This is a genomic window from Paenalcaligenes sp. GW821-LYS-B07-1 (assembly GCF_058803365.1).
The window spans coordinates 2,557,173-2,578,546 of the sequence record NZ_CM179516.1 but is presented as its reverse complement, the minus strand read 5'-3'; the positions used below and the strand labels follow the sequence as shown (position 1 = coordinate 2,578,546).

The following is a 21,374-nucleotide window of genomic DNA, read 5'->3' as shown; positions in this document are numbered from 1 at the left end:
TCACAAGCGTTGGTCGGGCCGCCACGCAAAGTATCAAAGACAATGAACCAGAATACACCCATCCTGCCTAAAGCTCAGGTACTGACCGAGCGCGCCTTTTCTACAGTAAGTCGTTTCCTCCACATTGAAGCCGTTAGTGGCATGGTGCTGTTGCTTGCAGCGGCCGTGGCATTGATCTGGGCGAACTCGCCTTGGGCTGATAGCTACCACGCGTTATGGCATACCTCGTTTTCCATTGGTTTGGGCGAATATGTGTTCGACCGTCCGTTGCACTTCTGGATTAACGATGCCTTGATGACGTTGTTCTTCTTGGTGGTGGGGATGGAGATACGCCGTGAAATGCACGAAGGTGCGTTGAGCGATATACGCCAAGCGATGCTGCCTATTGCAGCAGCTTTTGGTGGTGTGGCTGCACCGGCATTGATTTATGTAGCGTTCAATAGCCAATCCCCGCAGAGTCACGGTTGGGCTGTGCCTACCGCGACAGATATTGCTTTTGCGGTAGGGGTGTTGGCCTTGTTGGGGCGTTCCATTCCTTCTAATATCCGCGTTTTTTTGCTGGCGTTGGCCATCATTGATGACATCGTTGCGGTGCTGATTATTGCCTTCTTCTATTCCGGCGGTTTGGACTACAGCGGCTTTTTGGTGGTAGCGCTGGGTATTGCGATGGTATTGGGGTTACAGCACATTGGTATCGGTAGTGCCTATGCCTACGTGATTCCTGGGTTGATTATTTGGGGCGGTGTGCTGATGACTGGCGCGCACCCTACCTTGGCGGGTGTGGTATTGGGCTTGATGACGCCAGTGCTGCCTAGCCGTCGTCTTGAGCGCCCTATGCAAACCTTAGAGCGTGTGGTACAAGACCTGCGTAAGCGTAGAGATTCTGTTGAGCCCGAAGAGCTTGCCCATGCATTGAGCGATGTACGCCGTGCACAACGCGATATGTTGGCACCTGTGACTCGTGTACAAATGGCGTTGCACACATGGGTAGCGTTTGGGGTGATGCCACTGTTTGCATTGGCTAATGCGGGTGTGAGCTTTGATGGTATAGACCTAGGCCAAGATGGTGCAAGTTGGGTGATGGTTGGAGTGATCGCAGCCTTGGTGCTGGGTAAGCCTATAGGCATCATGGGTGTGAGCTGGTTGATGGTGACACTGACGCTGTGCAAGCTGCCTGAAGGCGTGAGCTGGTCTGGTATTGCATTGATTGGCTTGCTGGCAGGTATTGGTTTCACCATGTCCATCTTTATCGCCATGCTGGCGTTTGTAGATGAAAGCTTACTGGGTGCTGCTAAGTTGGGTGTGTTGACCGCTTCACTGCTGGCTGCCATCTTGGGTTTAAGTATGGGCGCCGTTGTGGTGCGTAATGTTAAACGTAACGCCGCTCAGGCATGACGACTACGTCTTCCAGTTCTACACAACAGGGTTGGCATGCGCTAACCCTGGATAATTTTTCACAAACAGTTATGCAGGCTGAGCTTGCTGTGGTGTATTTTTCGGCACCGTGGTGTCAGCCTTGTCATCAATTGCGCCCAGCGGTGCAAGCCTTTGCACAGCAACATCCTGAGTTAGCCTATTACGGCGAGGTGGATGTGGCAGCGTCTTCGGCGATTAGTCAGCGTTATGGCATACGCTCTGTGCCGGTAATTGTGGTGTTCAAGCAGGGCAGTGTGATTGCGCAATTGCCGGGCCAGTTAGCTGCGCTATCCACGTTAGAGCGACTGTTGCACGAGCAACGTCACACGTTGTAGTTTTCGTGCTGCCATCCAACAACATTGCACTATGCAGGCGATAAGCACAGTGTAGTGTGCTACCTTACTTCAATGGTTTTTTCTTTCTAAGGTTGAAGTATGGATCTCCCCGTCAATACGTTTAAGCAGCGTCTACGTACCGAACAACAAGTGGGTGTGTGGGTAGGTTTACCCAATAGCACTGCAGCAGAAATTGCGGCAACCGCTGGATTTGATTGGTTGGTGTTGGATGGCGAGCATGCCCCTAACGATGTGCGCTCATTATTGCCATTGCTACAGGCGGTTGCGCCTTATGCTACGCACCCGGTGATACGTCCGCCGGTAGGGGATGTGGCGTTGATTAAGCAGATGTTGGATATTGGCGTGCAAACCTTGCTAGTGCCTATGGTTGATACAGCAGAGCAGGCAGCCTTAATGGCGCAAGCCATGCGTTATCCACCGCAAGGGATACGTGGCGTAGGGGCAGCATTAGCGCGTGCTTCTCGCTGGAATGCTATTGAAAACTACGCAGAGCTAGCCAATGATCAAATGTGCTTATTGGTACAGGTAGAAAGCCTAGAAGGGCTGAAAAACATCGAAGCGATTGCGGCGGTAGAAGGCGTGGATGGTATCTTCATTGGCCCTGCTGACTTATCCGCAACTATGGGGCATTTAGGAAACCCTGGCCATCCTGATGTGCAAGAAGCGATTGATACGGCTATTGCACGCATTAAAGCTGCAGGAAAAGCCGCTGGTATTTTGTCGGTGAGCGAAGAGTACGCTCAACATTATCTAGACTTGGGTTGCGAATTTGTAGCGGTAGGCTTAGATACATCGGTGCTGGCTTCTGGTTTGCGCAGCATGTCGGCTCGCTATAAGGGCGGCACACCAGTGACTAAAGCAGCTTCTGGCCCTGGTTACTAATACGTAGTTAGCAGACACAAAAAAGCGCCGCAATAGCGGCGCTTTTGGCATGCAAGAGACTAGGGGGGTTATTCGCTCAGTTTCAGTGTGCCTTTCATCATAGCCCAGTGGCCAGGGAAGGTGCAGAAGAATGTGTAGTCTTCGCCAGCAGCCAGTTTAGCTACGTCGAACGTTACGGATGTGCTCTCACCACCACCCACTATGTCTGTGTGAGCGATAACACGCTCGTCATCAACCTTAACGTAGTTGTTATCGATGCCTGCTGACATGCCTTCAGTGGCTGTAGCTTGGTAATCGGCTGTTTTTGTCAGTACCCAGTTGTGGCCCATTGCTACTTTAGGCATGGAACCAACGTGCTTCAGGTTTACGGTGAACTCGGTGCAGGTTTTATCTACAACGATTTCCTGCATGTTGAACTGCATGGCATCATTGCCTTCAATAGTGATATCACATTGTGCAGCGTAAACAGGCAAACTAGCAGCGGTCAACAAAGCTGCAGCAATATATTTGATAGACATAAGTCACAATCTCCATGCTTAAAACAAGAAAAAGGCAGACGCAAAATGGCGTGTACCATGTCATGAAATCAGATAGAGCTATTGAAACACGCTCTTCTCTCAAGTGTAATTGACAGCGCTCAATGATCAATACAGAAGCCAACTATATTCAAGGGCATTTTAATAGGTTTTACCGATCGAGGTTTAAACCTAGGCTTTCTTTTACCTCTTCCATGACCACGTGGCTCTGAGATTCTGCCGCGACAGGCAGGCGTTTTAGTATATCACCTAGCAGGCGGCGGTACTCCAGCATACCGCTTAATCGCGCTTTGATCAGATAATCAAAACTGCCTGATACTAAATGGCATTCTTGTACGTCTGGAATTAACGAAAGCTCTTGTTTTACTTTATCAAAAATTTCTTCTGATTTAGACGCTAATTTAATTTCTACAAACACCAACATGGGTTTATCTACGGCGGCAGGAGAAAGCTTTGCGTGGTAGCCGGTGATGACCTTATCGCGCTCCATACGCTTTACACGCTCGGTACAGGGCGAAGCAGATAGCCCGACGCGCTCTGCTAGTTCCGTCATGGGAATACGGCCCTCACGCTGCAGTATATGCAGGATTTTTTTATCGATTCTGTCTAACTGGTGCATTTCACTTTTAAAGAAGAATAGTGTGATTTTTTATAGTGATTAACACTGCTTTAGGGCTAAATTTTAGCCATACTAACTATAAGTCATTACTTAAAATAGTAAAAATACTTATAGAGAGTGGAGATGGGGATGAATGTCATTGTTTTGGGTGGTGGCGTGGTGGGTGTCACCAGCGCCTACTACTTGCGTCAAGCCGGCATGGAGGTGACGCTGATAGACAGGCAGCCAGGGGTGGCGGATGAGACCAGCTTTGCCAATGCCGGTCAAGTATCGCCCGGTTATTCCACACCATGGGCGGCTCCGGGTATCCCTACCAAAGCGCTGAAGTGGTTATTTCAAAAGCATGCGCCATTGGCGATACGATTAGATGGCAGCCTGTTTCAGCTACGTTGGATGCTACAAATGCTGCGCAACTGTTCACCCGAGCGTTACAGCGTGAATAAAGAACGTATGATGCGTGTGGCGGAGTACAGCCGTGATTGCCTGCAACAGCTACGCGCCGATACCAATATTCAGTACGAGCAACGTACTGGCGGCACGATACAGTTGTTCCGTACACAAGCTCAATTGGACGGCGTACAAAGTGACATCACAGTATTAGAGCAGTGCGGCGTGCCGTATCAGTTGTTAGACAGAGAAGGGCTGTGTCAGTATGAGCCTGCGTTGGCACAAGCCAAAGAAAAGCTCACTGGAGGTTTACGTTTACCCAATGACGAAACGGGTGACTGTCACCTGTTCACCCAAGCTTTAGCTGAGAAAGCACGAGCGTTGGGTGTGGAATTCATGCTTGGGAAAAGTATGGATGGCTTTGTGATTGAGCAAGGGCAAATCGCTGGTGTGCGTATAGGCGGCAAGGTGCTGAAAGCCGATAAATATGTCTTGGCCTTTGGTAGCTACTCACGCCAGACTTTGCAGCAACTGGATATAGACCTACCGGTGTATCCCGTCAAGGGCTATTCATTGACTGTGCCATTAGTGAATCCTGCCTTAGCACCACAGTCCACAGTGTTGGATGAAAGTTATAAAATTGCGGTAACGCGCTTTGATCAACGCATACGTGTAGGTGGCATGGCCGAATTAGCAGGCTACAACACACAGTTAGATCCGCGCCGACGAGCCACGTTGGAATTGGTGGTTAACGAGTTGTTCCCAGGAGGCGATGTGCCTAAAGCCACATTCTGGACAGGGCTGCGACCCATGACACCAGACAGTACTCCTATCATAGGAGCAACGCGTTACCCTAATCTGTATTTGAATACTGGTCACGGCACTTTAGGCTGGACCATGGCATGTGGATCAGGCAAGCTTATTGCCGACCTGATTGCAGGCCAGAAGCCGGAAATCCCTACGGATGGTTTGGCGATTAACCGCTATCACACTTCTGTCTGATTCATTATGACTCGTCCTTCTCAAGCAATGATTGATTTGGGCGCTTTGCGCCATAACTACCTGTTAGCACGTCGTCTGCAGGATGGTCCTACGCTGGCTGTATTAAAAGCCAATGCCTATGGTCACGGCTCGGTAGAGTGTGCCCAGGCATTAGCCGATATAGCAGATGGGTTTGCCGTCGCTTTTCTGGCCGAGGCACTGACACTGCGCGAGGCGGGTATTACACAGCCCATCGTGTTGTTGGAAGGGGTGTTTCATGCCGATGAACTAGAGCTGGTACAGGCCCATAAATTGTGGACTGTGGTGCATCACGAAGCCCAAGTGCGCATGATCGAGCAGTTGAATGATGTACATGGTTTACGCATTTGGCTGAAAGTGGATAGCGGCATGCATCGCGTGGGATTCAGACCAGAAATAGTTGCAGATGTTTATAAGCGTTTGCTGGAGACGGGCAAAGTGATGGACATCACGTTCATGACGCACTTTGCACGGGCTGATGAACCAGACAGTGGGGCCACCGAAACACAGTTGGCTGTCTTTGAAGCAGCAGTGGAAGGCTTGGCAGGAGGACGCAGTATTTGCAATTCAGCAGGGATATTGGAATGGCCTGAGGCCAGACAAGGTTGGGGACGTGCCGGTATTTTGTTGTATGGTGCTGACCCTACTCCTTTTGAGCATGCCTTGCAGCCTGTCATGAGCTTACAGAGCGAAGTGTTTGCCGTACGTACCTTGTTACCCGGCGAGGCATTAGGTTATGGCGGCACGTTTGTAGCAGAAGATCTGGTACGTGTGGGGTTGGTGGCTGTGGGGTATGCCGATGGCTATCCACGCCGCGCACCTAATGGCACGCCAGTGAGTATTGATGGCCAACCATCTCGATTGATAGGGCGTGTATCCATGGATATGTTGACCGTCGATCTGACTCATTTGCCGGATGCTGGCATAGGCAGTAAGGTGGAGCTTTGGGGCAAGCAAGTTGATGTGAATGCAGTGGCAAATGCTGCAGGCACTATCTCTTACGAGCTGATGTGTAATGTGAAGCGTGTGCCGCTGGTGTACCAATCCGAATAGGAAGTGTTGTAACGTGATTCTGAATGCTGCAGGGCTGATTGGGCTGTATTTGCTTTGGCGCTATGTGTGGAGACTCAAGCTGGCATGGCCATGGCGAGTGCTGTTGAGCGCCGTGCCTATACTAATAGTCTTGCAGCATAGGATAGTGAAATACCTATTTGGTGGCAGCATTGCATCCCCAGAAATTGCGCCTCAAGCGCTATGGGTCTTAGGCGCTTGCTTAGGCGCCGTCATTTTATTTGCATGTTTCTTGCTGCTGCGTGACGTAGTAGGGCTGCTGCTGTTTGTGGTGTCGCGCCCTAAAGCGAGGGCGTTATGGCGCAGCATGCCAGTAGCACATAGCTTAGGTGTGTTAGCGTGCGCGCTGGCGGTGATTGGCGTATGGCAGGCGGTGAGTGTGCCGCAGGTAAAACGCTTGGAAATCACCATTCCCGGTTTGGCTAAAGAGTTCGATGGCTACAAGGTGGTGCATCTGACAGACTTGCACTTAAGCAAGTTGTTGCAAGGGCCGTGGGCGCAGCAGGTGGTAGAGCGCACGAATGCACTGTCACCAGATTTGATTGTGATTTCGGGGGATTTGATTGACGGTACGCCCGAAGCACGCCAAAACGATTATCCCCCTTTGGGTGATTTACGCGCTAAAGATGGGGTGTATGCCGTAGCCGGTAATCACGAATACTATGCGTACTTCAAACGCTGGATGCGTGTGTTTAATGAGCTAGGCATACGCATGCTAGAAAATGAGCATGTGGTACTGAATAAAGACGGCGCTCAGTTAGTGTTAGCCGGTGTACCCGATACCATCAGCGCTAACTTTGGGCAGGTTGAGCCCGATATTACTAAGGCCTTAGCTAACGCCCCAAAAGGGGTACCCGTGATTTTGCTGGATCACAGACCAGGCAATATTCTGCGTAACGAACCCAAAGGGGTGAGCCTGCAATTGTCAGGCCATACGCATGGTGGCCACATTTTGGGCATAGACCAAGTGGTACGTATGGCAAACGAGGGCTTTGTGTCGGGCTTGTACCAAGTGGGCGTTGGGGGGCGACAGTTGTACGTAGGTAATGGGGCAGGACTGTGGTCAGGTTTTCCATTGCGCTTAGGTCGCCCATCTGAAATCGCTGAAATTACCTTGCGCAGCGATGTTCAGTAAATTGCGTCGCATAGGGTGTTTGCCGTGGATAGCATTGCTGTTCGCACTGGCAGCGGGGTGGTGGTTTAGCCAAACACCATCACATGATCGTATTTGGGCAGACGATGTAGCAAGGTTGTTAGAGGCACGGGTAGACGGTAATACCGTGCATCTGAATAACGTACGTAATTTCACCTGGCGTACCGAGGATGATTACACCCCTAGGTGGGAATCGCGAGCATACCCACTAGATCAGCTACAAAGCGCCGATCTGATTCTGTCGTATTGGATGGGGCCACACATTGCCCATACCTTAGTGTCTTTCGGCTTTGCTGATGGTCGCTACCTAACGTTTTCACTAGAAATACGTAAAGAAAGCCATGAGCAGTTTTCGGCGTGGAAAGGTTTTTTCCGCCAATATGAACAGGTACTAGTGGCTGCAGAAGAAAGCGATATTGTGCGTACCCGTAGCAATGCACGCGGAGAAGATGTCTATATCTATAGGGTGCAGTTAGATAAGCCGGCGTTACAGCATTTATTTTTAGCTTATGTGGCCAAAGCCCAAGAGCTAGAGCAGCAGCCAGAGTTCTACAACACCCTGACCAGTAATTGCACAACAGTGATTTATGAGTTGGCAAAAGTGATCGCTCCGTTGCCTATGGATTACCGCTTACTGTTATCGGGCCATATAGCCGAATACGTGCAAGAGCAAAACGGTTTAACGCCTAACGTGTCGTATGAAGCCTTGCAGCAAGCCGGGTACATTAATGAGCGGGCGTTGCAGGCCGACCAAACTGGCGAAAATTTCTCTAGCGCCATCCGTAAGGGCGTACCCGGTATTTAATCGTGTCGGCGATAAAAGCCTAGTGCTGCGCCCAAACCGGCCAATAAACCTGCACAACTTCTGTTTAACCAACGCAACGCATTGCCAGATAACACGCGCATGGCTTGTTTACCACTGAATGCGTAGAGCGTCATCAAGGCGATATCAATCAGAGCGGTGACGATGGCTAGTGTGGCGTATTGCTGAAAAGCACTGCCGTTGGGCTGAATGAATTGCGGCAAAAAGGCCGAGAAAAACAGCAAGCCTTTGGGGTTGGATAAGGCTACTAACAATGAGCGTATGAACGCTGTGCGACCACTGGGTGGCAGTTGTAGTTCGGTGGTAGAAGCATTCACCAGTTGTACGGGGGCGTGCCAAAACAGCCAAGCCAAGTACAACAAGTAGGCAGCACCCGCATATTTCACCACGCTAAACAGCAGTTCAGAGGCTTGCAGCACAGCACCCAGCCCAAAACCTACGGCAGAGATCAAAATTAAATCAGACAAGGCTGCACCTGCAATGCCGCAGGCCGCTGTACGCATGCCACCGCGAGCACCATTATTCAGTGCCAACAGCATGGTGGGGCCGGGCGTAACCGTAACAACCGCAACGGTTACGCTATACAGCATGAGTGTCATCCAATCCATAAGTCCAACAGCCTAAATGTGTGCGGTGCAAAGTGCCTATAGTGTAAAACTAAAAAAGCCCCAAGGCGTGAACCTTGAGGCTTTTTTGGGGTAGGGTGATATGCTCGTTTTTTGCTTAGCCAGCTTGACGCTGACGCAGCAAAGACAGGGCGGTGTCTTCGATCATGTCTTCTTGTCCACCAACCATGCCGCGACGGCCCATTTCGACCAGAATTTCGCGAGCAGGAATGCCGAACTTCTGTTCAGCACGTTTAGCAAACAACAAGAATGAGCCGTAAACACCGGCATAACCTAGTGTCAGAGCGTCGCGGTCCAAACGGATGGGGAAGTCCATGATAGGAACAACCAAATCCTCAGCAACGTCCTGAATACGGAATACATCTACGCCAGTAGAAATACCCATTAGATCCAATACGGCAACCAGCACTTCCATTGGTGTGTTACCGGCACCAGCGCCCAAACCAGCGGCAGCAGCATCGATACGGTTTGCACCAGCTTCGATAGCAGCAACACTGTTTGCTACGCCCATTGCCAAGTTGTGGTGACCGTGGAAACCCAACTCAGTTTCAGGCTTCAGTGCATCACGTACCGCAAGCAAACGTTCTTTAACGGTGTTTGGCAGCAAGTGACCAGCGGAGTCGGTGATGTAGATACAGTTTGCACCGTAACCTTCCATCAGTTTGGCTTGTTGCACTAAACCTTCAGGGCTGTTCATGTGGCTCATCATCAAGAAACCCACAGTATCCATGCCCAGCTCACGACCAAGGCTGATGTGCTGTTCAGAGGTATCAGCTTCGGTACAGTGTGTAGCCACACGAATGGTGTTTACGCCCAAGCCGTGTGCCATGCGCAGGTGGTCCACGGTACCAATACCGGGAATCAACAAAGCGGACACTTTAGCTTGTTTGAGCTCAGGGATAACTGTGCTCAGGTATTCTTCATCGCTGTGTGCAGGGAAACCGTAGTTTACCGATGCGCCACCCAGACCATCGCCGTGAGTGACTTCGATCAGAGGGATACCAGCTTCGTCCAGACCACGAGCAATGTTACGCATTTGCTCCAGAGAGATCTGGTGACGTTTTGGGTGCATACCGTCGCGCAGCGACATGTCATGCAAAATAATGTTTTTGTTGCTCATTACACAATCCTTGCAAAAGCGCGTGTCATTACTTGGCCAGCAGGCGTTCAGCAAACATTTCTGCTGTACGTGCTGCGGCGGCAGTCATGATGTCCAAGTTGCCGGAGTATTTAGGCAGGTAATCGCCCAAGCCTTCCACTTCCAAGTAAATGGAAACGCGGTTGCCATCAAATACTGGGCCGTTCACCAAGCGGTAGCCGGGTACGTATTTTTGTACTTCGGCGATCATGGCGTGTACGGATTCAGTGATGCGGTCTTGATCTGGCGTGTCGTCGGTCAAGCAGTGAACGGTGTCACGCATGATCAGTGGTGGCTCGGCAGGGTTCAAGATGATGATGGCTTTACCACGACGGGCACCGCCCACGCGCTCTACAGCACCGGCGGTAGTACGGGTGAATTCATCAATGTTTTTACGTGTGCCAGGGCCCGCAGAACGTGAGGACACAGTAGCTACGATTTCTGCGTATTCCACAGATTGCACACGGGATACGGCGTGCACCATAGGAATAGTGGCTTGGCCACCGCAGGTGACCATGTTGACGTTTTGGGCACCTTCAACCAGCAGTTCTGGCAGGTTTACAGGAGGTACGCAAAATGGGCCAATCGCTGCAGGGGTCAAGTCAATCATCATGACGCCACGGGAGGTGAGCTTGTCAGAGTTGTCTTTGTGTACGTAGGCGCTGGTGGCGTCAAACGCGATTTGGATGTTGTCCGCTTCTACGTGTGGCAACAGGCCGTCCACACCTTCGGATGTGGTTTTCAGGCCCAGTTCAGCAGCACGTTTCAGACCGTCGGATTGTGGGTCTACACCCACCATCCATACGGGTTCAAGTACAGGGCTGCGCATTAGCTTGGCAAGCAGGTCAGTGCCGATGTTGCCGGGCCCAATAATGGCAGTACGAATTTTCTCAGCCATGTATGTCTCCAGGGTAAAACAAAAGATAAATGCGTTAAGGAGTTGGGGCTGTCTTTAGCCTATGAGGCTCAAGGGGAACAGCGACAACCACGGAACATAAGTAATCAGTAACAGCACGGCCAGCATCGAGATGATGAAGGGGATGGCACCCACAATGGATTTTTCCAAAGAGGTTTCGCCTACTCGTGAACCCACAAACAAGTTCACGCCTACAGGTGGAGTCACCATGCCAATCGCCAAGTTGACGATAATCACAATACCGAAGTGCACCGGATCGATGCCTACAGCGGTTACCACAGGTAGCAAGATAGGAACCAAGATAATGATGGCGGCCAACGTTTCCATGAACATGCCCACAAACAGCAGCAGTACGTTGATCAGCAACAGAATCAGGATAGGGCTATCGGTCAACTGCACGATGTAGTCAGCGATCATGAACGGGATACGTTCAATCGCCAGCATGCGACCGAAGATCGTGGCGGTACCTACAATCACAATCACAGTGGCAGAAGTCAGAGCAGAACCTGCAATCACGCGGTACAGGTCAGACCATTTCAGTTCTTTGTAGACAAACACGCCCACAACAAAACCGTAGATCACGCCCACAGCAGCGGCTTCGGTAGGGGTGAATACACCACCGTAAATACCGCCCAAGATGATGACGGGTACGAGCAGGGCCCATTTGGCATCCCAGACGGTTTGCCAGATTTCGGTAGCGGAATAGCGTTTCTCAGAGCCCTTGTAGCCTTCTTTGCGAGCTTTCAAATAGGCGGTAACAATCAGGCCCACGCCAATCAGCAAACCAGGAACAATACCGGCCAAGAACATTTGCGTAATGGATACGTTGGCAGATACCGCGTAGATGATCATAGGAATGCTAGGCGGAATAATGATCCCAATACTGCCTGCAGACGCAATCAAACCAACGGAGTAGCCTTTGTCGTAGCCCGCTTTAGCCATGGCTGGTAACAGCAAACCACCAATCGCGGCAACCGTAGCAGGGCCTGAACCAGAGATCGCTGCAAAGAACATGCAGGTCACTACGGCAATAATGGCCAAGCCGCCGGTGTAACGGCCAAAAAATACGTTAGCAACGCTAAGCAGACGGCGAGACAACCCGCCTTGTCCCATCAGGTCGCCGGCCAAAATAAAGAACGGCACAGCCATCAATGGGAATGAATCAATAGAGGTCACCAGACCTTGAGCAATATAGGTGCTGCTGACTTTCCCGCTGTAAATTAAGGCCAATGCTGATGACAAGCCCAGCGAAATGGCTACTGGTACGCGGATAATTAATAGCAGGGCAAAGCAGCCAAATAGCAATAATGAAATCATGACTGCCTCTCAATACGGATAATGCGGATTTCCTGCACGATTTTTTGCAGCAGGCGCAAGATAACCAGCCCAAACCCTACGGTAGGAGCCAAGTAGATGTAGCCCATGGGGATACTGAGGGATGAGGAGGTTTGACCAAATTTGAAGACTTTCATGCTCAGGGCATAGCCTTCTTTCATCACTAATACCGCGAAAATGATAAAGATGATGTGGGCAAGAATGGCGGCATAGCGTTGGTATAACTCCGGCAACCGGTTGGTCACGGCTTCCACACAGATGTGGGCGTTTTCGCGTACACCGTAGGACACACCAATATAGGTAGCCCAGATAAAACAGTAACGTGCGAGTTCTTCAGACCATGTCAGAGAGTCGTTCAATACATAACGCATGAATACTTGCACGCCAATTAAAATGGACATGAGCGCAAGCAACAGCACCAAGATACTTTCTTCAAAGTGCTTGTCTAGGAATTTGAGCATGGGGATCTCCGGTACCGACTTGAGGGTCGGCAAGCAGGCAAGCGTGTTGCTTGCCTGCTTCGAGAAAGGGAATCAGCCTTGAAGAGGCTGATCAGGGGTATTAACGGCTGGCTTCTGCCACAATACGATCAACAATATCTGCGCCGATTTTTTTCTTTACCAGTTCGTGCACTGGGCCCATCCGGTCAGCAAAGGCGGCGTGCTGTTCTGGTGTCAGCTCAGTAATAGTGACGTTGGGCATGTTGGCAACTGCTTTTTCGTCGGCTTCTTGTGCTTGAGCACGCTGGTATTCAGTGGTTTTCTTTACGGCTTCGTCAAAAATTGCACGGTCTTCGTCGCTGAAGCTGTTGTAGACATCAGGGTTGATCATCAAAGGCCATGGTGAGTACACGTGGTTGGTTTTGGTGATGTGATTCTGAACTTCATAGAATTTCATGTCGTAGAACAGGTTGATTGGGCCTTCCTGTGCATCGAATGTGCCTTGTTGCAAGGCTGTGAACAGTTCACCAAAAGCTAAAGGAGCAGGGTTTGCGCCTTCTTCTTTCCACGCGGCAATGTGCACTTCGTTTTCCATCGTGCGCATTTTCATGCCTTTCAAGTCGTCAGGCGACGTGATGGCTTTTTTGTTGTTGGTCAGTTGGCGAAAGCCGTTCTCCCAGTAGGCGACGGCTTTGATGCCTACAGGTTCCAAACTTTGCAGCAGTTGTTGACCAATTTCACCATCCAGAACGCGGTACACACTTTCACGATCTTTAAACAGGAATGGAATATCCAGTGCAAAAAATTCTTTATTGAAGTTACCCAGCACAGCGGAAGACGCAAACGCCATATCCACGTTACCTAACTGGATACTTTCAATCAGTTCACGCTCACTACCCAACTGGGAGTTAGGGAAAATTTCTACGGTGATGCGGCCGTTGGATTTTTCGGCAAGTTCTTTGCCTAGAAACTCAAATGCTGCTTGCCCAGTACTAGTATTGGAGGAGGCGTGACCGGCTTTCAGAACAGTGTTAGCGTTTGCTAAGCCAGCGAAAAGGGATACACAGAGGCCTAAGCCCAAGGTCAAAGTGCGGTTACGCAAAGTTTTTGTCAGCATAAGAGTCTCCGAGTGTGACAAGGGTGGTGGTTCAAAATGTGACAGCGATTGTATCGACCTGTCATCGTTATTAATGAGGAAATTCTAGTATCAGTGGTAAAATTTTTCAACTATTGATATTTGTTCTCAATATATGAGAATTTAATCGTAAAGCAGGGAGACGTAAAAGATGAGCAGTAATGTAGAGGCCATCAATGCGCTATGCAGCGTATTAGCCGCAGACGAGCTATTGACTGGTGACGCCATCAGCGACAAATACCGCCAAGACTGGAGCGGTGAAAAAGGCGGTGATTTGAGCGCGGTAGTGCTGCCGCGTAGCACCGAAGCGGTATCGCAAATTCTGCGAATTTGTAATGAGCACGGGTGCCCAGTGGTGCCTCAAGGTGGCCTAACAGGTTTAGCTGGTGGCGCAACGCCTATTGATGGGTGTGTAGCCATTTCCATGGAACGCATGAATGGCATCCTAGAGCTGGATGGCATTTCAGGCACCATGACAGTGTGGGCAGGTACTCCCTTGCAAGTGATGCAAGAGGCGGCGCAGAAAGCCGGTTTCTTCTTCGCACTGGATTTGGGTGCGCGAGGTTCGTGTCAGATTGGTGGCAATATTTCCACCAACGCCGGCGGTAACCGTGTGATCCGTTACGGTATGGCGCGTGACTTGGTGTTGGGCTTGGAAGTGGTGTTGGCTGATGGCACTGTGCTAACCATGCTGAACAAAATGGTCAAAAATAATTCGGGTCCTGATATCAAACAAGCCTTTATTGGTGCCGAAGGTACGCTGGGTGTGATCACCAAAGCGGTAGTGAAATTGCATCCTCAAGTGAATGGTGCCAACACGGCGTTGATGGCATTGGAAAGCTTTGAGGGTGTAGAAAAACTGCTGGTGTATGCACAGCAGCAGTTGTCAGGCCAAGTGAGTGCCTTCGAAGTAATGTGGAACGACTACTACAAAGAAGCCACCACCGATGGCGGTATTCGTGCACCGCTACCTGCTGATTACCCCATCTACGTGTTGATGGATCAGCAAAGTGCTAATCCACAAGTGCAAGCGGCTCAGTTTGAAGCGGTGTTGGAGCATGCCTTGGAAGAAGGGTGGGTAGTGGATGCAGCGGTTGCACAATCCCACGCTGATGCAGAAGCATTTTGGGAATTGCGTGATGCGATTGCTGAGTTGCTGCAAGCGTACGCACCGACCATTAACTTCGATATTTCCTTCCCAATCTCTAGCATTGGCCGTTGTGTAGAGACTTTGAAAGACGTGATGTCGTCCAAGTTTGATGGTATTCGCGCGATGTTCTTTGGTCACGTGGGCGATGGCAACATACACGTAGTGGTGGGCCCATTCCCAGACGAAGCAACTGGCCTTGCCATTGAAACGGCATTCTACGAAGTTGTGCGCAACAACGAAGGTTCTGTGTCAGCTGAGCACGGTATTGGGTTGCATAAAAAACCATGGCTGCCATACAGCCGTAGCGCAGCCGAGTTGCACACGCTGAAACTAATGAAGCAAGCCTTAGACCCACGCAATATTCTGAACCCCGGCAAAATTCAGGACTAAGCGTGTAGTACACAACGCTAGGTAAAGCACCCCGACGACTGAGAAATATCAATCGTTGGGGTATTTTTTGTCTGTAGGCATACAAATACTGGTTGGGAATGGCGCCAAGGCAGATGACAATACAAGGGATGGCAAGACGCTAGGCGTTTTGATGAGTACAGCCTTCCAATCTACTTTTCAGCACTCTACAGCTATGCGACCTAAAGGGCAGAAAACTAAATCTATTTATTTTTGGTTAAGTGAAGACGATGTGACAGAGTTCAGCGACAAACTGCGTGAAGTCTTGCCTAGTTTGTCGTGGCGGTGTTCGCACCCCAGCCCCGATCATTTGGTGGTGCACCACTTTGATAGCTTGAGTGACGCATTGCATTGCGGCGCGTCACCGTTTGTGAGCCAAGCTTTTGTTGAGTTTGAGTTCTCTGTTTTGCAGTTTCTACTCTTCCCGCCCAAGACAATTAGCCATGTGATTGATAACTACGCGCCTGACTACCGTTACCCGCCAACGCTAAACATGGTGGAGTGTGGTCGCATGGCTATACGTTGGAATACGCAAGATGGTGATGAGGCCGCTCAAGCAGAATTGACTGCACAGCTTAAGTTGATTTGGAAAGTGTTTCAGCAGACTACCTTGCCAGCGAAAGTGCAGGCTACAGCCGGCTATGCGGTTTCAGGTTTTAGGATAGGAAAACACATGCTGGAAAAGGTCAAAACAGAGTCCTTGTATTTGAAAGCTAATGGCCCATTTTGTGTATTGATTTGATCTTTTGATGGTATAGTTTCAATCAATTGATGTATTTTGCTGTTGTCACTCTGTAGGAGAAAACCATGCTAACCAACCCTGTACGTAGCAGCCGCACGACACGAAGTGCTGGGGTATCGGCAGATGGTAGCAAGCGTCGCACTCGACGCCGCGCAGAGGATGCCGGCTTTTGGGCGATGGCGCATTCGGTAGGCCAAATGAGTGAGTCCGACCGTATCAGCTTTATCAAAGCGGGCCATTCCGTGGCCATGGCTGATGCCGTACGCGAAACCTTCAATATGGATATGCGTTCGTTGGTAGAACTGTTAAACGTTTCTACTGCCACCTACGAGAGGCGACGCGTTGCTGATAAACCGTTGGACGTTACCGCATCAGAGCGTTTAGATAGGGTTGCCACGGTAGCACTGCAAGCTGAAAGTGTGTTTGAGGACAGTGCAGCAGCAGCCAAGTGGATGTCTACACCCCATAAAGCGTTAAACGGTAATAGCCCCGTGATGAACTGCGAAACCGCCATTGGTGCTAAGCAAGTGCTGCGCATCTTGAACTCACTAGAGTGGGGCGGTGTAGCCTGATGATTGCATGGCGGATCGCTAAAGCCAAACGCGCGAACGACCTATCCGGCGTAGGGGCGGCCCTAGAAGGCGGGCGGTGGAATGAAGCCGATGTACGGGCGGTATACATGGGCTTATCGCCAGCCATCTGCTGTCTGGAAACTTTTGTGCATACCAACAGCTACCCCATGTTGCCGCTGAAAATCACACGTTTCCTATTGCCTGATGATGACTCGCTGTATTTAACCCCCGACCCGCACACCTTGCCCAAAGGCTGGAATAGTATTCCTCCCGATAGAGGAAGTATGGCTTATGGCACAGCATGGTTGCGTGAAGGGAAGTACTTAGGCTTGGTTGTACCGTCGGCAGTATTACCGTTGGAACACAATATTGTGATCAATCCGTTGCACCCTGAGATTAAACAGGTGCAGATAGAGGAACAATACGAGTTCATGTATGACGACCGAATGTTTGCGGATCGTGCTGCCAAATAAAAAATGGCTTGCTACAGCAGTGCGCGAATCCTATGCCCCAACTCTTCTGCTTCGTCTTGCGAGCGTATATTCGTAAAGCCTAGCAGCAGGCCCGACTCGTGGGGGACGCCAGAAAACCAACGTGATAGAGCGTGCGCATAGAGCCCGTTTTCATGTAGGCGTTGTGCTAGTTCGGTATCGCTATGCCCACCAGTTAAGCGCGCAATCAAATGCATGCCGCCTGGCTGTGGATCAATGCGCATGGCTTTACCCAAAACCTTAACTAACCCTGTTGCCGTGACGGTGCGGCGTTCACCATATAACTTACGCATGCGCTGAATGTGGCGGGCGAAGTGGCCTTCTGTCATGAAGGCATTCACGATGCTTTGCGTGAGAGCGGGGGCACCATTACCTAGAACACGGATCATCGCATCAAAGCGCGATACCAGTGCTTCGGGCACCACTAAGTACGCCAATCTAATTCCGGGAAATAGCACTTTGCTAAAGGTGCCGGCATACAGCACTCGACCATGCCTATCCAAACTTTTCAGTGCGGGTAATGGACGACTGATATAGCGATATTCGCCGTCGTAATCGTCCTCAATAATCCAGCTTTGTTGCTGCTCAGCCCATTCCAATAAACTTTGGCGTCGTGGCAGTGATAGCGTCACACTTAGCGGGCTTTGGTGTGCTGGTGTCACAATGGCTGCTTTGGCACGCGGGGCGAGTGTTAGCCCTTTAGCAATATCCATGCCTTGAGCATCCACGCTAAGAGGAACGTTGGTTAACCCAGTGTGCTGTAGCAGTTCACGAGTGGGTGGGTAGCAAGGGTTTTCTGTCCATATTTGGTCACCTGTTTTCAACAGGGTTTGTATGATCAGATTGACGCTTTCGCGGTAGCCAGAGGTGATAAATACTTGTGCAGGTGAACATTGAATGCCACGGGCCACTTGCAAGTGCGCGGCAATAGCAGCGCGTAAAGCTGGCAAACCATTGACGGGTGGATAGGACAAATCTACCGCTTGTGTGGCACGTAATTGTCGTGCTCCCAAGCGTGCCCATATTTTTCGTGGAAAAGCATCTAGCGCAGGGATACCCATTTGAAAGGGCAGCAGAGTAGGCAGTGCTGGCCCAGTGGATATGGTGGTATTTTCGACGGGTTGTGCTTTACTCATTGAGGCAGCAAGTAGCCCCGGAGTAATGACGGTGCCAGCTTGGCCTTTGGGTTGTACATAGCCTTCGGCATGCAGCAATGAGTACGCTAGTTCTACCGTACCGCGTGCCACACCTAACTCTTTGGCCAGTGCTCGAGCAGAAGGAATGCGATCGCCGGGTTGTAAGTTACCTTGAGCGATAGCAGCCAGAAATCGATCATAAATCTGCCTATAAATAGGCGTATCACCTTGATTGGTAGATAGCGTTGTGACAAGAATAGATGAAATCATGGCCTAGACAAAAGATCAATTTATGGCTCTTTAGAGTGTAGCATGTGACTCCTACAATGGATGCTCAAACTGGTGCACTACTTAGAGCATCATCACTTGGGAATTACCATGAGTCATCACGATATTCGTCACATAGAAACAACCGAGGCATTGCATGCATGTTTTGCAGTCATGCAAGAACTACGCCCCCATTTGGTGGATGAAACCGACTTTGCCGCACGTATAGCCCGTATGCGTCAGCAAAATTATGCATTGTTAGCCGTTTGGGATAATCATCAGCCCGTTGCGTTAGCTGGTTATAGATTTCAAGAAAATCTGATCTATGGGACGTTTATGTATGTGGATGATTTGGTGGTGACGGCAGCGCACCGTAGCAGTGGTTATGGCGCGTTGCTGTTAGATACTTTAGAAAACATGGCAATAGAAAAAGGTTGTGCCAAACTGGTGTTAGATACCGGCATTGATAATGCGTTGGCACAGCGTTTTTATTTCAGACAGGGTTTGTTGACTGGGGCCATTCGGTTTAGCAAATGGTTGGGAGCAGCGGCAGTATGAGTATTTTGCGTTTAACGTGCAGCCCTCAGGGTGAGCGTTCAGAAAGCTATTTGCTATCACAGCATGTCCTTCAGCACTTAGCTGCGTTTGACCCTGCGCGGGCGACAGAGGTCACTGAGCTGCACACCAGTTCGTTGCCCCATGTGGATGAGGAATACGCTATTACGCTGGGTTCAGCAGTAGATCTTGAATACCAAGAGGGTGGTTCGCTGAGCTTATCCAAGCAACTGATGCAGACCTTAGCAGAGGCGGATTACGTGGTGATTGCTACGCCCATGCATAATTTCACCGTGCCTTCTGGCTTGAAGGCGTGGATAGATCATGTGGTGCGTGTACGCCATACCTTTCATGCCACAGCGGAAGGCAAGGTGGGCACACTAACGGATAGACCCGTGTTTGTGGCCATGTCGTCTGGGGCCATGGTAACGGGTGAGCGAGCACGACAACCCGATTTTCTTACGCCGTATTTACGCACTATTTTTGCCACGATTGGCATTCACAACCTAACCTTCTTTTCGGTACAGGGCACGGCCTTAGAAGCGACTACACGTGAAGCAGCCCAGCAGGATGCTCACGCCGAAATCGCCCGCCACTTTGCCGCTATGAAGTAATGCAGTTCACATTTTCAAAGGATGATCACATGACTACACGACTAGATTATGCTCACGTTGCCCCTGGCGGTGCTAAAGCGCTGAGTTCGGTTTATGGTTACGTGGCGCAATCAGGCTTGTCGCCGGTATTGGTTGATTTGGTGTACTTGCGTGTGTCGCAAATCAATAACTGCGCATACTGCTTAGACCTGCATACCCGTGACTTACTGAAACGTGGCGTGAAAGTAGACAAAATCTCCTTGGTACAGGCGTGGGCTGAGGCAGGCCCCTTGTTTGATGAACGAGAACGTGCGGCGTTAGCATGGACCGAAAGCGTGACTAACGTTGCGATCACTGGCGTACCAGAGGCCGATTTCGTGGCCGTGAGTGCGGTCTTTAACGAGAAAGAAGTCGCTGACCTGACCATTGCGATCAGTGTGATGAATGCGTATAACCGCATGGGTGTGAGTTTTAGAAAAATGCCTCAAGCAGTAGCTGAGGCGTCGATGCGTACAGAATAATGCGGCAACCAGCCACTTAAACGGCACGGTAGCCCAATGCAGTACTGATTTTCTGCGCCGTTTCTTGTACGGTTGCCACTAACTGCTGCATACGTCCTGGTGGCATGTACTCTACTGTGCTGGATACGCTAGCGGCTGCCACAATATGGCTGCGGCCGTCTCTGATGGGGGCGGCCACGCAGCGAATGGTGGATTCATCTTCACCCAAGTCAAATGCATAGCCACCTTGTGCATAGTGACGCATCATTTGTAGCCATTTATCGCGATCGCAGATAGCTTGCAGATTAGCAGGGCTGCGGTCATACAGCGCTAACCATTGTTCTTCGGTTTGGTCTAGCAACAGCGCTTTACCAATACCGGTAGAAAATAGCGGCTTGTTGCCCCCAACGCGCGAACTGATTTCCACGGGGCGGCGGCTGGATATTTTTTCCAAATACACAATGCTATCTTGCGAAGGCATACCCAGATGCACAGTATCTGAGGTTTGTCTGGCCAACTCTACCAATAGCGGTTTAGCTAGTTTGACCAGGTCAATTTGGGCTTGAGCTTGATAGCCTAGCCCTAACAGCGCATGCCCTAATCTGTACCCTTGGTCGGGTTCACGGCGTATGTAGTGGCGTTGTTGTAAGGCGCTAAGAATACGGTGGGCAGTACTGTAGGTCATGCCAGTGACCTTAGCGATCTCAGACAGATCATCGATACCGTTAGCGACGGCGTCAATAATATCTAACCCACGAAGCAGCGTTTGGCTGGCTTGGGTTTTGCTTTTTTTCTCTTCAGGTGTGGGCCAGTGGGCTTCCCCAGACCGATGACCTTGGTCTATCACAGCAAATGTCTCCCGCTATGTTTGATTGAGCGCCGTTTTTTAGCATAGCGCAAATGGCAATGCAATGGATCAGTAACCATTCGCAAGCAGGACTATATAACATAGATACCAAGAGAATATATAGTCTTAGGCTGTAATAACGAGTGTGATGCGTAGTGGCTTTGGTCTACCACCAGCTCGTATTACTTGCGGGAGAGCCCTAACTTGGTACACCTAAGGCTCTATGCTAGATTGAATGCGTAGGGTGTTGCGTCATTAAC

At 50.4% G+C, this 21,374-nt stretch carries 24 protein-coding genes; 14 read left to right on the top strand and 10 right to left on the bottom strand.

Annotated elements, in window-relative coordinates; genetic code table 11:
• Nucleotides 1-42 precede the first annotated feature (42 nt).
• The 3 genes from nhaA to hpaI all read left to right on the top strand — a co-directional run bounded on the left by nhaA (nucleotide 43) and on the right by hpaI (nucleotide 2,654).
• Entirely contained in the window at nucleotides 43-1,395 is a 1,353-nt protein-coding gene (nhaA, locus tag AC3QL0_RS12335; protein WP_493008741.1) for a Na+/H+ antiporter NhaA, read from the top strand.
• A complete protein-coding gene (locus AC3QL0_RS12330; RefSeq protein ID WP_493008740.1) occupies nucleotides 1,392-1,751 on the top strand; it encodes a thioredoxin family protein in 360 nt (119 codons plus the stop codon). Before nhaA ends, AC3QL0_RS12330 begins: the two co-directional genes overlap by 4 nt.
• A gap of 99 nt (nucleotides 1,752-1,850) precedes the next feature.
• Nucleotides 1,851-2,654 (top strand): 4-hydroxy-2-oxoheptanedioate aldolase, encoded by an 804-nt coding sequence (gene hpaI, locus AC3QL0_RS12325; protein WP_493008739.1) that lies wholly within the window; start codon nucleotides 1,851-1,853, stop codon nucleotides 2,652-2,654.
• A 68-nt stretch (nucleotides 2,655-2,722) separates the two neighbouring features.
• Here hpaI and azu read toward each other — a convergent pair whose 3' ends face one another.
• Nucleotides 2,723-3,172 (bottom strand): azurin, encoded by a 450-nt coding sequence (gene azu, locus AC3QL0_RS12320; protein WP_493008738.1) that lies wholly within the window; start codon nucleotides 3,170-3,172, stop codon nucleotides 2,723-2,725.
• Between the two features lie 169 nt (nucleotides 3,173-3,341).
• Nucleotides 3,342-3,809 carry an Lrp/AsnC ligand binding domain-containing protein gene (locus AC3QL0_RS12315; RefSeq protein WP_493008737.1) on the bottom strand — a complete coding sequence of 156 codons (468 nt, stop codon included), beginning with the start codon at nucleotides 3,807-3,809 and terminating at the stop codon, nucleotides 3,342-3,344.
• A 129-nt stretch (nucleotides 3,810-3,938) separates the two neighbouring features.
• Here AC3QL0_RS12315 and AC3QL0_RS12310 point away from each other — a divergent pair, with 129 nt between their 5' ends.
• From AC3QL0_RS12310 to AC3QL0_RS12295, 4 genes are read left to right on the top strand one after another with little or no spacing between them, the layout of a single operon-like run.
• Nucleotides 3,939-5,198, top strand: a complete 1,260-nt coding sequence (locus tag AC3QL0_RS12310) for a D-amino acid dehydrogenase (protein ID WP_493008736.1) — start codon at nucleotides 3,939-3,941, stop codon at nucleotides 5,196-5,198.
• 6 nt (nucleotides 5,199-5,204) lie between these two features.
• The gene (gene alr, locus AC3QL0_RS12305) at nucleotides 5,205-6,269 is read left to right on the top strand and encodes an alanine racemase (protein ID WP_493008735.1); all 1,065 of its coding nucleotides are present in this window, start codon (nucleotides 5,205-5,207) and stop codon (nucleotides 6,267-6,269) included.
• 13 nt (nucleotides 6,270-6,282) lie between these two features.
• Nucleotides 6,283-7,422 carry a metallophosphoesterase gene (locus AC3QL0_RS12300; RefSeq protein ID WP_493008734.1) on the top strand — a complete coding sequence of 380 codons (1,140 nt, stop codon included), beginning with the start codon at nucleotides 6,283-6,285 and terminating at the stop codon, nucleotides 7,420-7,422.
• Complete coding sequence (locus AC3QL0_RS12295; protein WP_493008733.1) at nucleotides 7,412-8,245, top strand: Lnb N-terminal periplasmic domain-containing protein; 834 nt, start codon at nucleotides 7,412-7,414, stop codon at nucleotides 8,243-8,245. Before AC3QL0_RS12300 ends, AC3QL0_RS12295 begins: the two co-directional genes overlap by 11 nt.
• On the opposite strand, the gene AC3QL0_RS12290 is transcribed toward AC3QL0_RS12295, so the two are convergent.
• From AC3QL0_RS12290 to AC3QL0_RS12265, 6 genes are all read right to left on the bottom strand, one after another.
• Complete coding sequence (locus AC3QL0_RS12290; protein ID WP_493008732.1) at nucleotides 8,242-8,871, bottom strand: LysE family translocator; 630 nt, start codon at nucleotides 8,869-8,871, stop codon at nucleotides 8,242-8,244. The two genes, AC3QL0_RS12295 and AC3QL0_RS12290, sit on opposite strands and share 4 nt — an antisense overlap.
• 115 nt (nucleotides 8,872-8,986) lie before the next feature.
• On the bottom strand, nucleotides 8,987-10,009 hold the full coding sequence (dmpG, locus tag AC3QL0_RS12285; RefSeq protein WP_493008731.1) for a 4-hydroxy-2-oxovalerate aldolase: 1,023 nt from the start codon (nucleotides 10,007-10,009) through the stop codon (nucleotides 8,987-8,989).
• Nucleotides 10,010-10,037: 28 nt separating this feature from the next.
• Entirely contained in the window at nucleotides 10,038-10,925 is an 888-nt protein-coding gene (locus AC3QL0_RS12280) for an acetaldehyde dehydrogenase (acetylating) (RefSeq protein WP_493008730.1), read from the bottom strand.
• A 54-nt stretch (nucleotides 10,926-10,979) separates the two neighbouring features.
• Nucleotides 10,980-12,260 carry a TRAP transporter large permease gene (locus AC3QL0_RS12275; protein ID WP_493008729.1) on the bottom strand — a complete coding sequence of 427 codons (1,281 nt, stop codon included), beginning with the start codon at nucleotides 12,258-12,260 and terminating at the stop codon, nucleotides 10,980-10,982.
• Nucleotides 12,257-12,739 (bottom strand): TRAP transporter small permease, encoded by a 483-nt coding sequence (locus AC3QL0_RS12270; protein WP_493008728.1) that lies wholly within the window; start codon nucleotides 12,737-12,739, stop codon nucleotides 12,257-12,259. Before AC3QL0_RS12270 ends, AC3QL0_RS12275 begins: the two co-directional genes overlap by 4 nt.
• A gap of 100 nt (nucleotides 12,740-12,839) precedes the next feature.
• Nucleotides 12,840-13,835 (bottom strand): TRAP transporter substrate-binding protein, encoded by a 996-nt coding sequence (locus tag AC3QL0_RS12265; RefSeq protein WP_493008727.1) that lies wholly within the window; start codon nucleotides 13,833-13,835, stop codon nucleotides 12,840-12,842.
• Between the two features lie 169 nt (nucleotides 13,836-14,004).
• Here AC3QL0_RS12265 and AC3QL0_RS12260 point away from each other — a divergent pair, with 169 nt between their 5' ends.
• From AC3QL0_RS12260 to AC3QL0_RS12245, 4 genes are all read left to right on the top strand, one after another.
• Entirely contained in the window at nucleotides 14,005-15,393 is a 1,389-nt protein-coding gene (locus AC3QL0_RS12260; RefSeq protein ID WP_493008726.1) for an FAD-binding oxidoreductase, read from the top strand.
• A gap of 151 nt (nucleotides 15,394-15,544) precedes the next feature.
• Nucleotides 15,545-16,153, top strand: coding sequence for a hypothetical protein (locus AC3QL0_RS12255; protein WP_493008725.1), 609 nt, complete (start codon nucleotides 15,545-15,547; stop codon nucleotides 16,151-16,153).
• A gap of 65 nt (nucleotides 16,154-16,218) precedes the next feature.
• Nucleotides 16,219-16,725, top strand: a complete 507-nt coding sequence (locus AC3QL0_RS12250; RefSeq protein ID WP_493008724.1) for an Xre family toxin-antitoxin system antitoxin — start codon at nucleotides 16,219-16,221, stop codon at nucleotides 16,723-16,725.
• On the top strand, nucleotides 16,725-17,198 hold the full coding sequence (locus tag AC3QL0_RS12245) for an RES family NAD+ phosphorylase (protein ID WP_493008723.1): 474 nt from the start codon (nucleotides 16,725-16,727) through the stop codon (nucleotides 17,196-17,198). Before AC3QL0_RS12250 ends, AC3QL0_RS12245 begins: the two co-directional genes overlap by 1 nt.
• 11 nt (nucleotides 17,199-17,209) lie before the next feature.
• Here AC3QL0_RS12245 and pdxR read toward each other — a convergent pair whose 3' ends face one another.
• The gene (gene pdxR, locus AC3QL0_RS12240) at nucleotides 17,210-18,622 is read right to left on the bottom strand and encodes a MocR-like pyridoxine biosynthesis transcription factor PdxR (RefSeq protein WP_493008722.1); all 1,413 of its coding nucleotides are present in this window, start codon (nucleotides 18,620-18,622) and stop codon (nucleotides 17,210-17,212) included.
• 108 nt (nucleotides 18,623-18,730) lie between these two features.
• Here pdxR and AC3QL0_RS12235 point away from each other — a divergent pair, with 108 nt between their 5' ends.
• The 3 genes from AC3QL0_RS12235 to AC3QL0_RS12225 are packed head-to-tail and all read left to right on the top strand — an operon-like array spanning nucleotide 18,731 to nucleotide 20,288.
• The gene (locus AC3QL0_RS12235) at nucleotides 18,731-19,177 is read left to right on the top strand and encodes a GNAT family N-acetyltransferase (protein WP_493008721.1); all 447 of its coding nucleotides are present in this window, start codon (nucleotides 18,731-18,733) and stop codon (nucleotides 19,175-19,177) included.
• Complete coding sequence (locus tag AC3QL0_RS12230; RefSeq protein WP_493008720.1) at nucleotides 19,174-19,788, top strand: FMN-dependent NADH-azoreductase; 615 nt, start codon at nucleotides 19,174-19,176, stop codon at nucleotides 19,786-19,788. Before AC3QL0_RS12235 ends, AC3QL0_RS12230 begins: the two co-directional genes overlap by 4 nt.
• Nucleotides 19,789-19,817: 29 nt before the next feature.
• Nucleotides 19,818-20,288 carry a carboxymuconolactone decarboxylase family protein gene (locus AC3QL0_RS12225; RefSeq protein ID WP_493008719.1) on the top strand — a complete coding sequence of 157 codons (471 nt, stop codon included), beginning with the start codon at nucleotides 19,818-19,820 and terminating at the stop codon, nucleotides 20,286-20,288.
• Between the two features lie 16 nt (nucleotides 20,289-20,304).
• On the opposite strand, the gene AC3QL0_RS12220 is transcribed toward AC3QL0_RS12225, so the two are convergent.
• Complete coding sequence (locus tag AC3QL0_RS12220; protein ID WP_493008718.1) at nucleotides 20,305-21,114, bottom strand: IclR family transcriptional regulator; 810 nt, start codon at nucleotides 21,112-21,114, stop codon at nucleotides 20,305-20,307.
• Between the last annotated feature and the right edge of the window lie 260 nt (nucleotides 21,115-21,374).

Excerpts from the sequence above, each read along its gene's own strand:
- AC3QL0_RS12330 (WP_493008740.1), top strand. The coding sequence starts at position 1,392 with ATGACGACTACGTCTTCCAGTTCTACACAACAGGGTTGGCATGCGCTA.
- AC3QL0_RS12255 (WP_493008725.1), top strand. The coding sequence starts at position 15,545 with ATGAGTACAGCCTTCCAATCTACTTTTCAGCACTCTACAGCTATGCGA.
- AC3QL0_RS12270 (WP_493008728.1), bottom strand. The coding sequence starts at position 12,739 with ATGCTCAAATTCCTAGACAAGCACTTTGAAGAAAGTATCTTGGTGCTG.
- azu (WP_493008738.1), bottom strand. The coding sequence starts at position 3,172 with ATGTCTATCAAATATATTGCTGCAGCTTTGTTGACCGCTGCTAGTTTG.
- AC3QL0_RS12250 (WP_493008724.1), top strand. The coding sequence starts at position 16,219 with ATGCTAACCAACCCTGTACGTAGCAGCCGCACGACACGAAGTGCTGGG.
- AC3QL0_RS12295 (WP_493008733.1), top strand. The coding sequence starts at position 7,412 with ATGTTCAGTAAATTGCGTCGCATAGGGTGTTTGCCGTGGATAGCATTG.
- AC3QL0_RS12290 (WP_493008732.1), bottom strand. The coding sequence starts at position 8,871 with ATGGATTGGATGACACTCATGCTGTATAGCGTAACCGTTGCGGTTGTT.
- pdxR (WP_493008722.1), bottom strand. The coding sequence starts at position 18,622 with ATGATTTCATCTATTCTTGTCACAACGCTATCTACCAATCAAGGTGAT.
- AC3QL0_RS12260 (WP_493008726.1), top strand. The coding sequence starts at position 14,005 with ATGAGCAGTAATGTAGAGGCCATCAATGCGCTATGCAGCGTATTAGCC.
- hpaI (WP_493008739.1), top strand. The coding sequence starts at position 1,851 with ATGGATCTCCCCGTCAATACGTTTAAGCAGCGTCTACGTACCGAACAA.
- AC3QL0_RS12265 (WP_493008727.1), bottom strand. The coding sequence starts at position 13,835 with ATGCTGACAAAAACTTTGCGTAACCGCACTTTGACCTTGGGCTTAGGC.
- AC3QL0_RS12280 (WP_493008730.1), bottom strand. The coding sequence starts at position 10,925 with ATGGCTGAGAAAATTCGTACTGCCATTATTGGGCCCGGCAACATCGGC.
- AC3QL0_RS12310 (WP_493008736.1), top strand. The coding sequence starts at position 3,939 with ATGAATGTCATTGTTTTGGGTGGTGGCGTGGTGGGTGTCACCAGCGCC.
- dmpG (WP_493008731.1), bottom strand. The coding sequence starts at position 10,009 with ATGAGCAACAAAAACATTATTTTGCATGACATGTCGCTGCGCGACGGT.
- nhaA (WP_493008741.1), top strand. The coding sequence starts at position 43 with ATGAACCAGAATACACCCATCCTGCCTAAAGCTCAGGTACTGACCGAG.
- alr (WP_493008735.1), top strand. The coding sequence starts at position 5,205 with ATGACTCGTCCTTCTCAAGCAATGATTGATTTGGGCGCTTTGCGCCAT.
- AC3QL0_RS12315 (WP_493008737.1), bottom strand. The coding sequence starts at position 3,809 with ATGCACCAGTTAGACAGAATCGATAAAAAAATCCTGCATATACTGCAG.
- AC3QL0_RS12245 (WP_493008723.1), top strand. The coding sequence starts at position 16,725 with ATGATTGCATGGCGGATCGCTAAAGCCAAACGCGCGAACGACCTATCC.
- AC3QL0_RS12225 (WP_493008719.1), top strand. The coding sequence starts at position 19,818 with ATGACTACACGACTAGATTATGCTCACGTTGCCCCTGGCGGTGCTAAA.
- AC3QL0_RS12230 (WP_493008720.1), top strand. The coding sequence starts at position 19,174 with ATGAGTATTTTGCGTTTAACGTGCAGCCCTCAGGGTGAGCGTTCAGAA.
- AC3QL0_RS12275 (WP_493008729.1), bottom strand. The coding sequence starts at position 12,260 with ATGATTTCATTATTGCTATTTGGCTGCTTTGCCCTGCTATTAATTATC.
- AC3QL0_RS12235 (WP_493008721.1), top strand. The coding sequence starts at position 18,731 with ATGAGTCATCACGATATTCGTCACATAGAAACAACCGAGGCATTGCAT.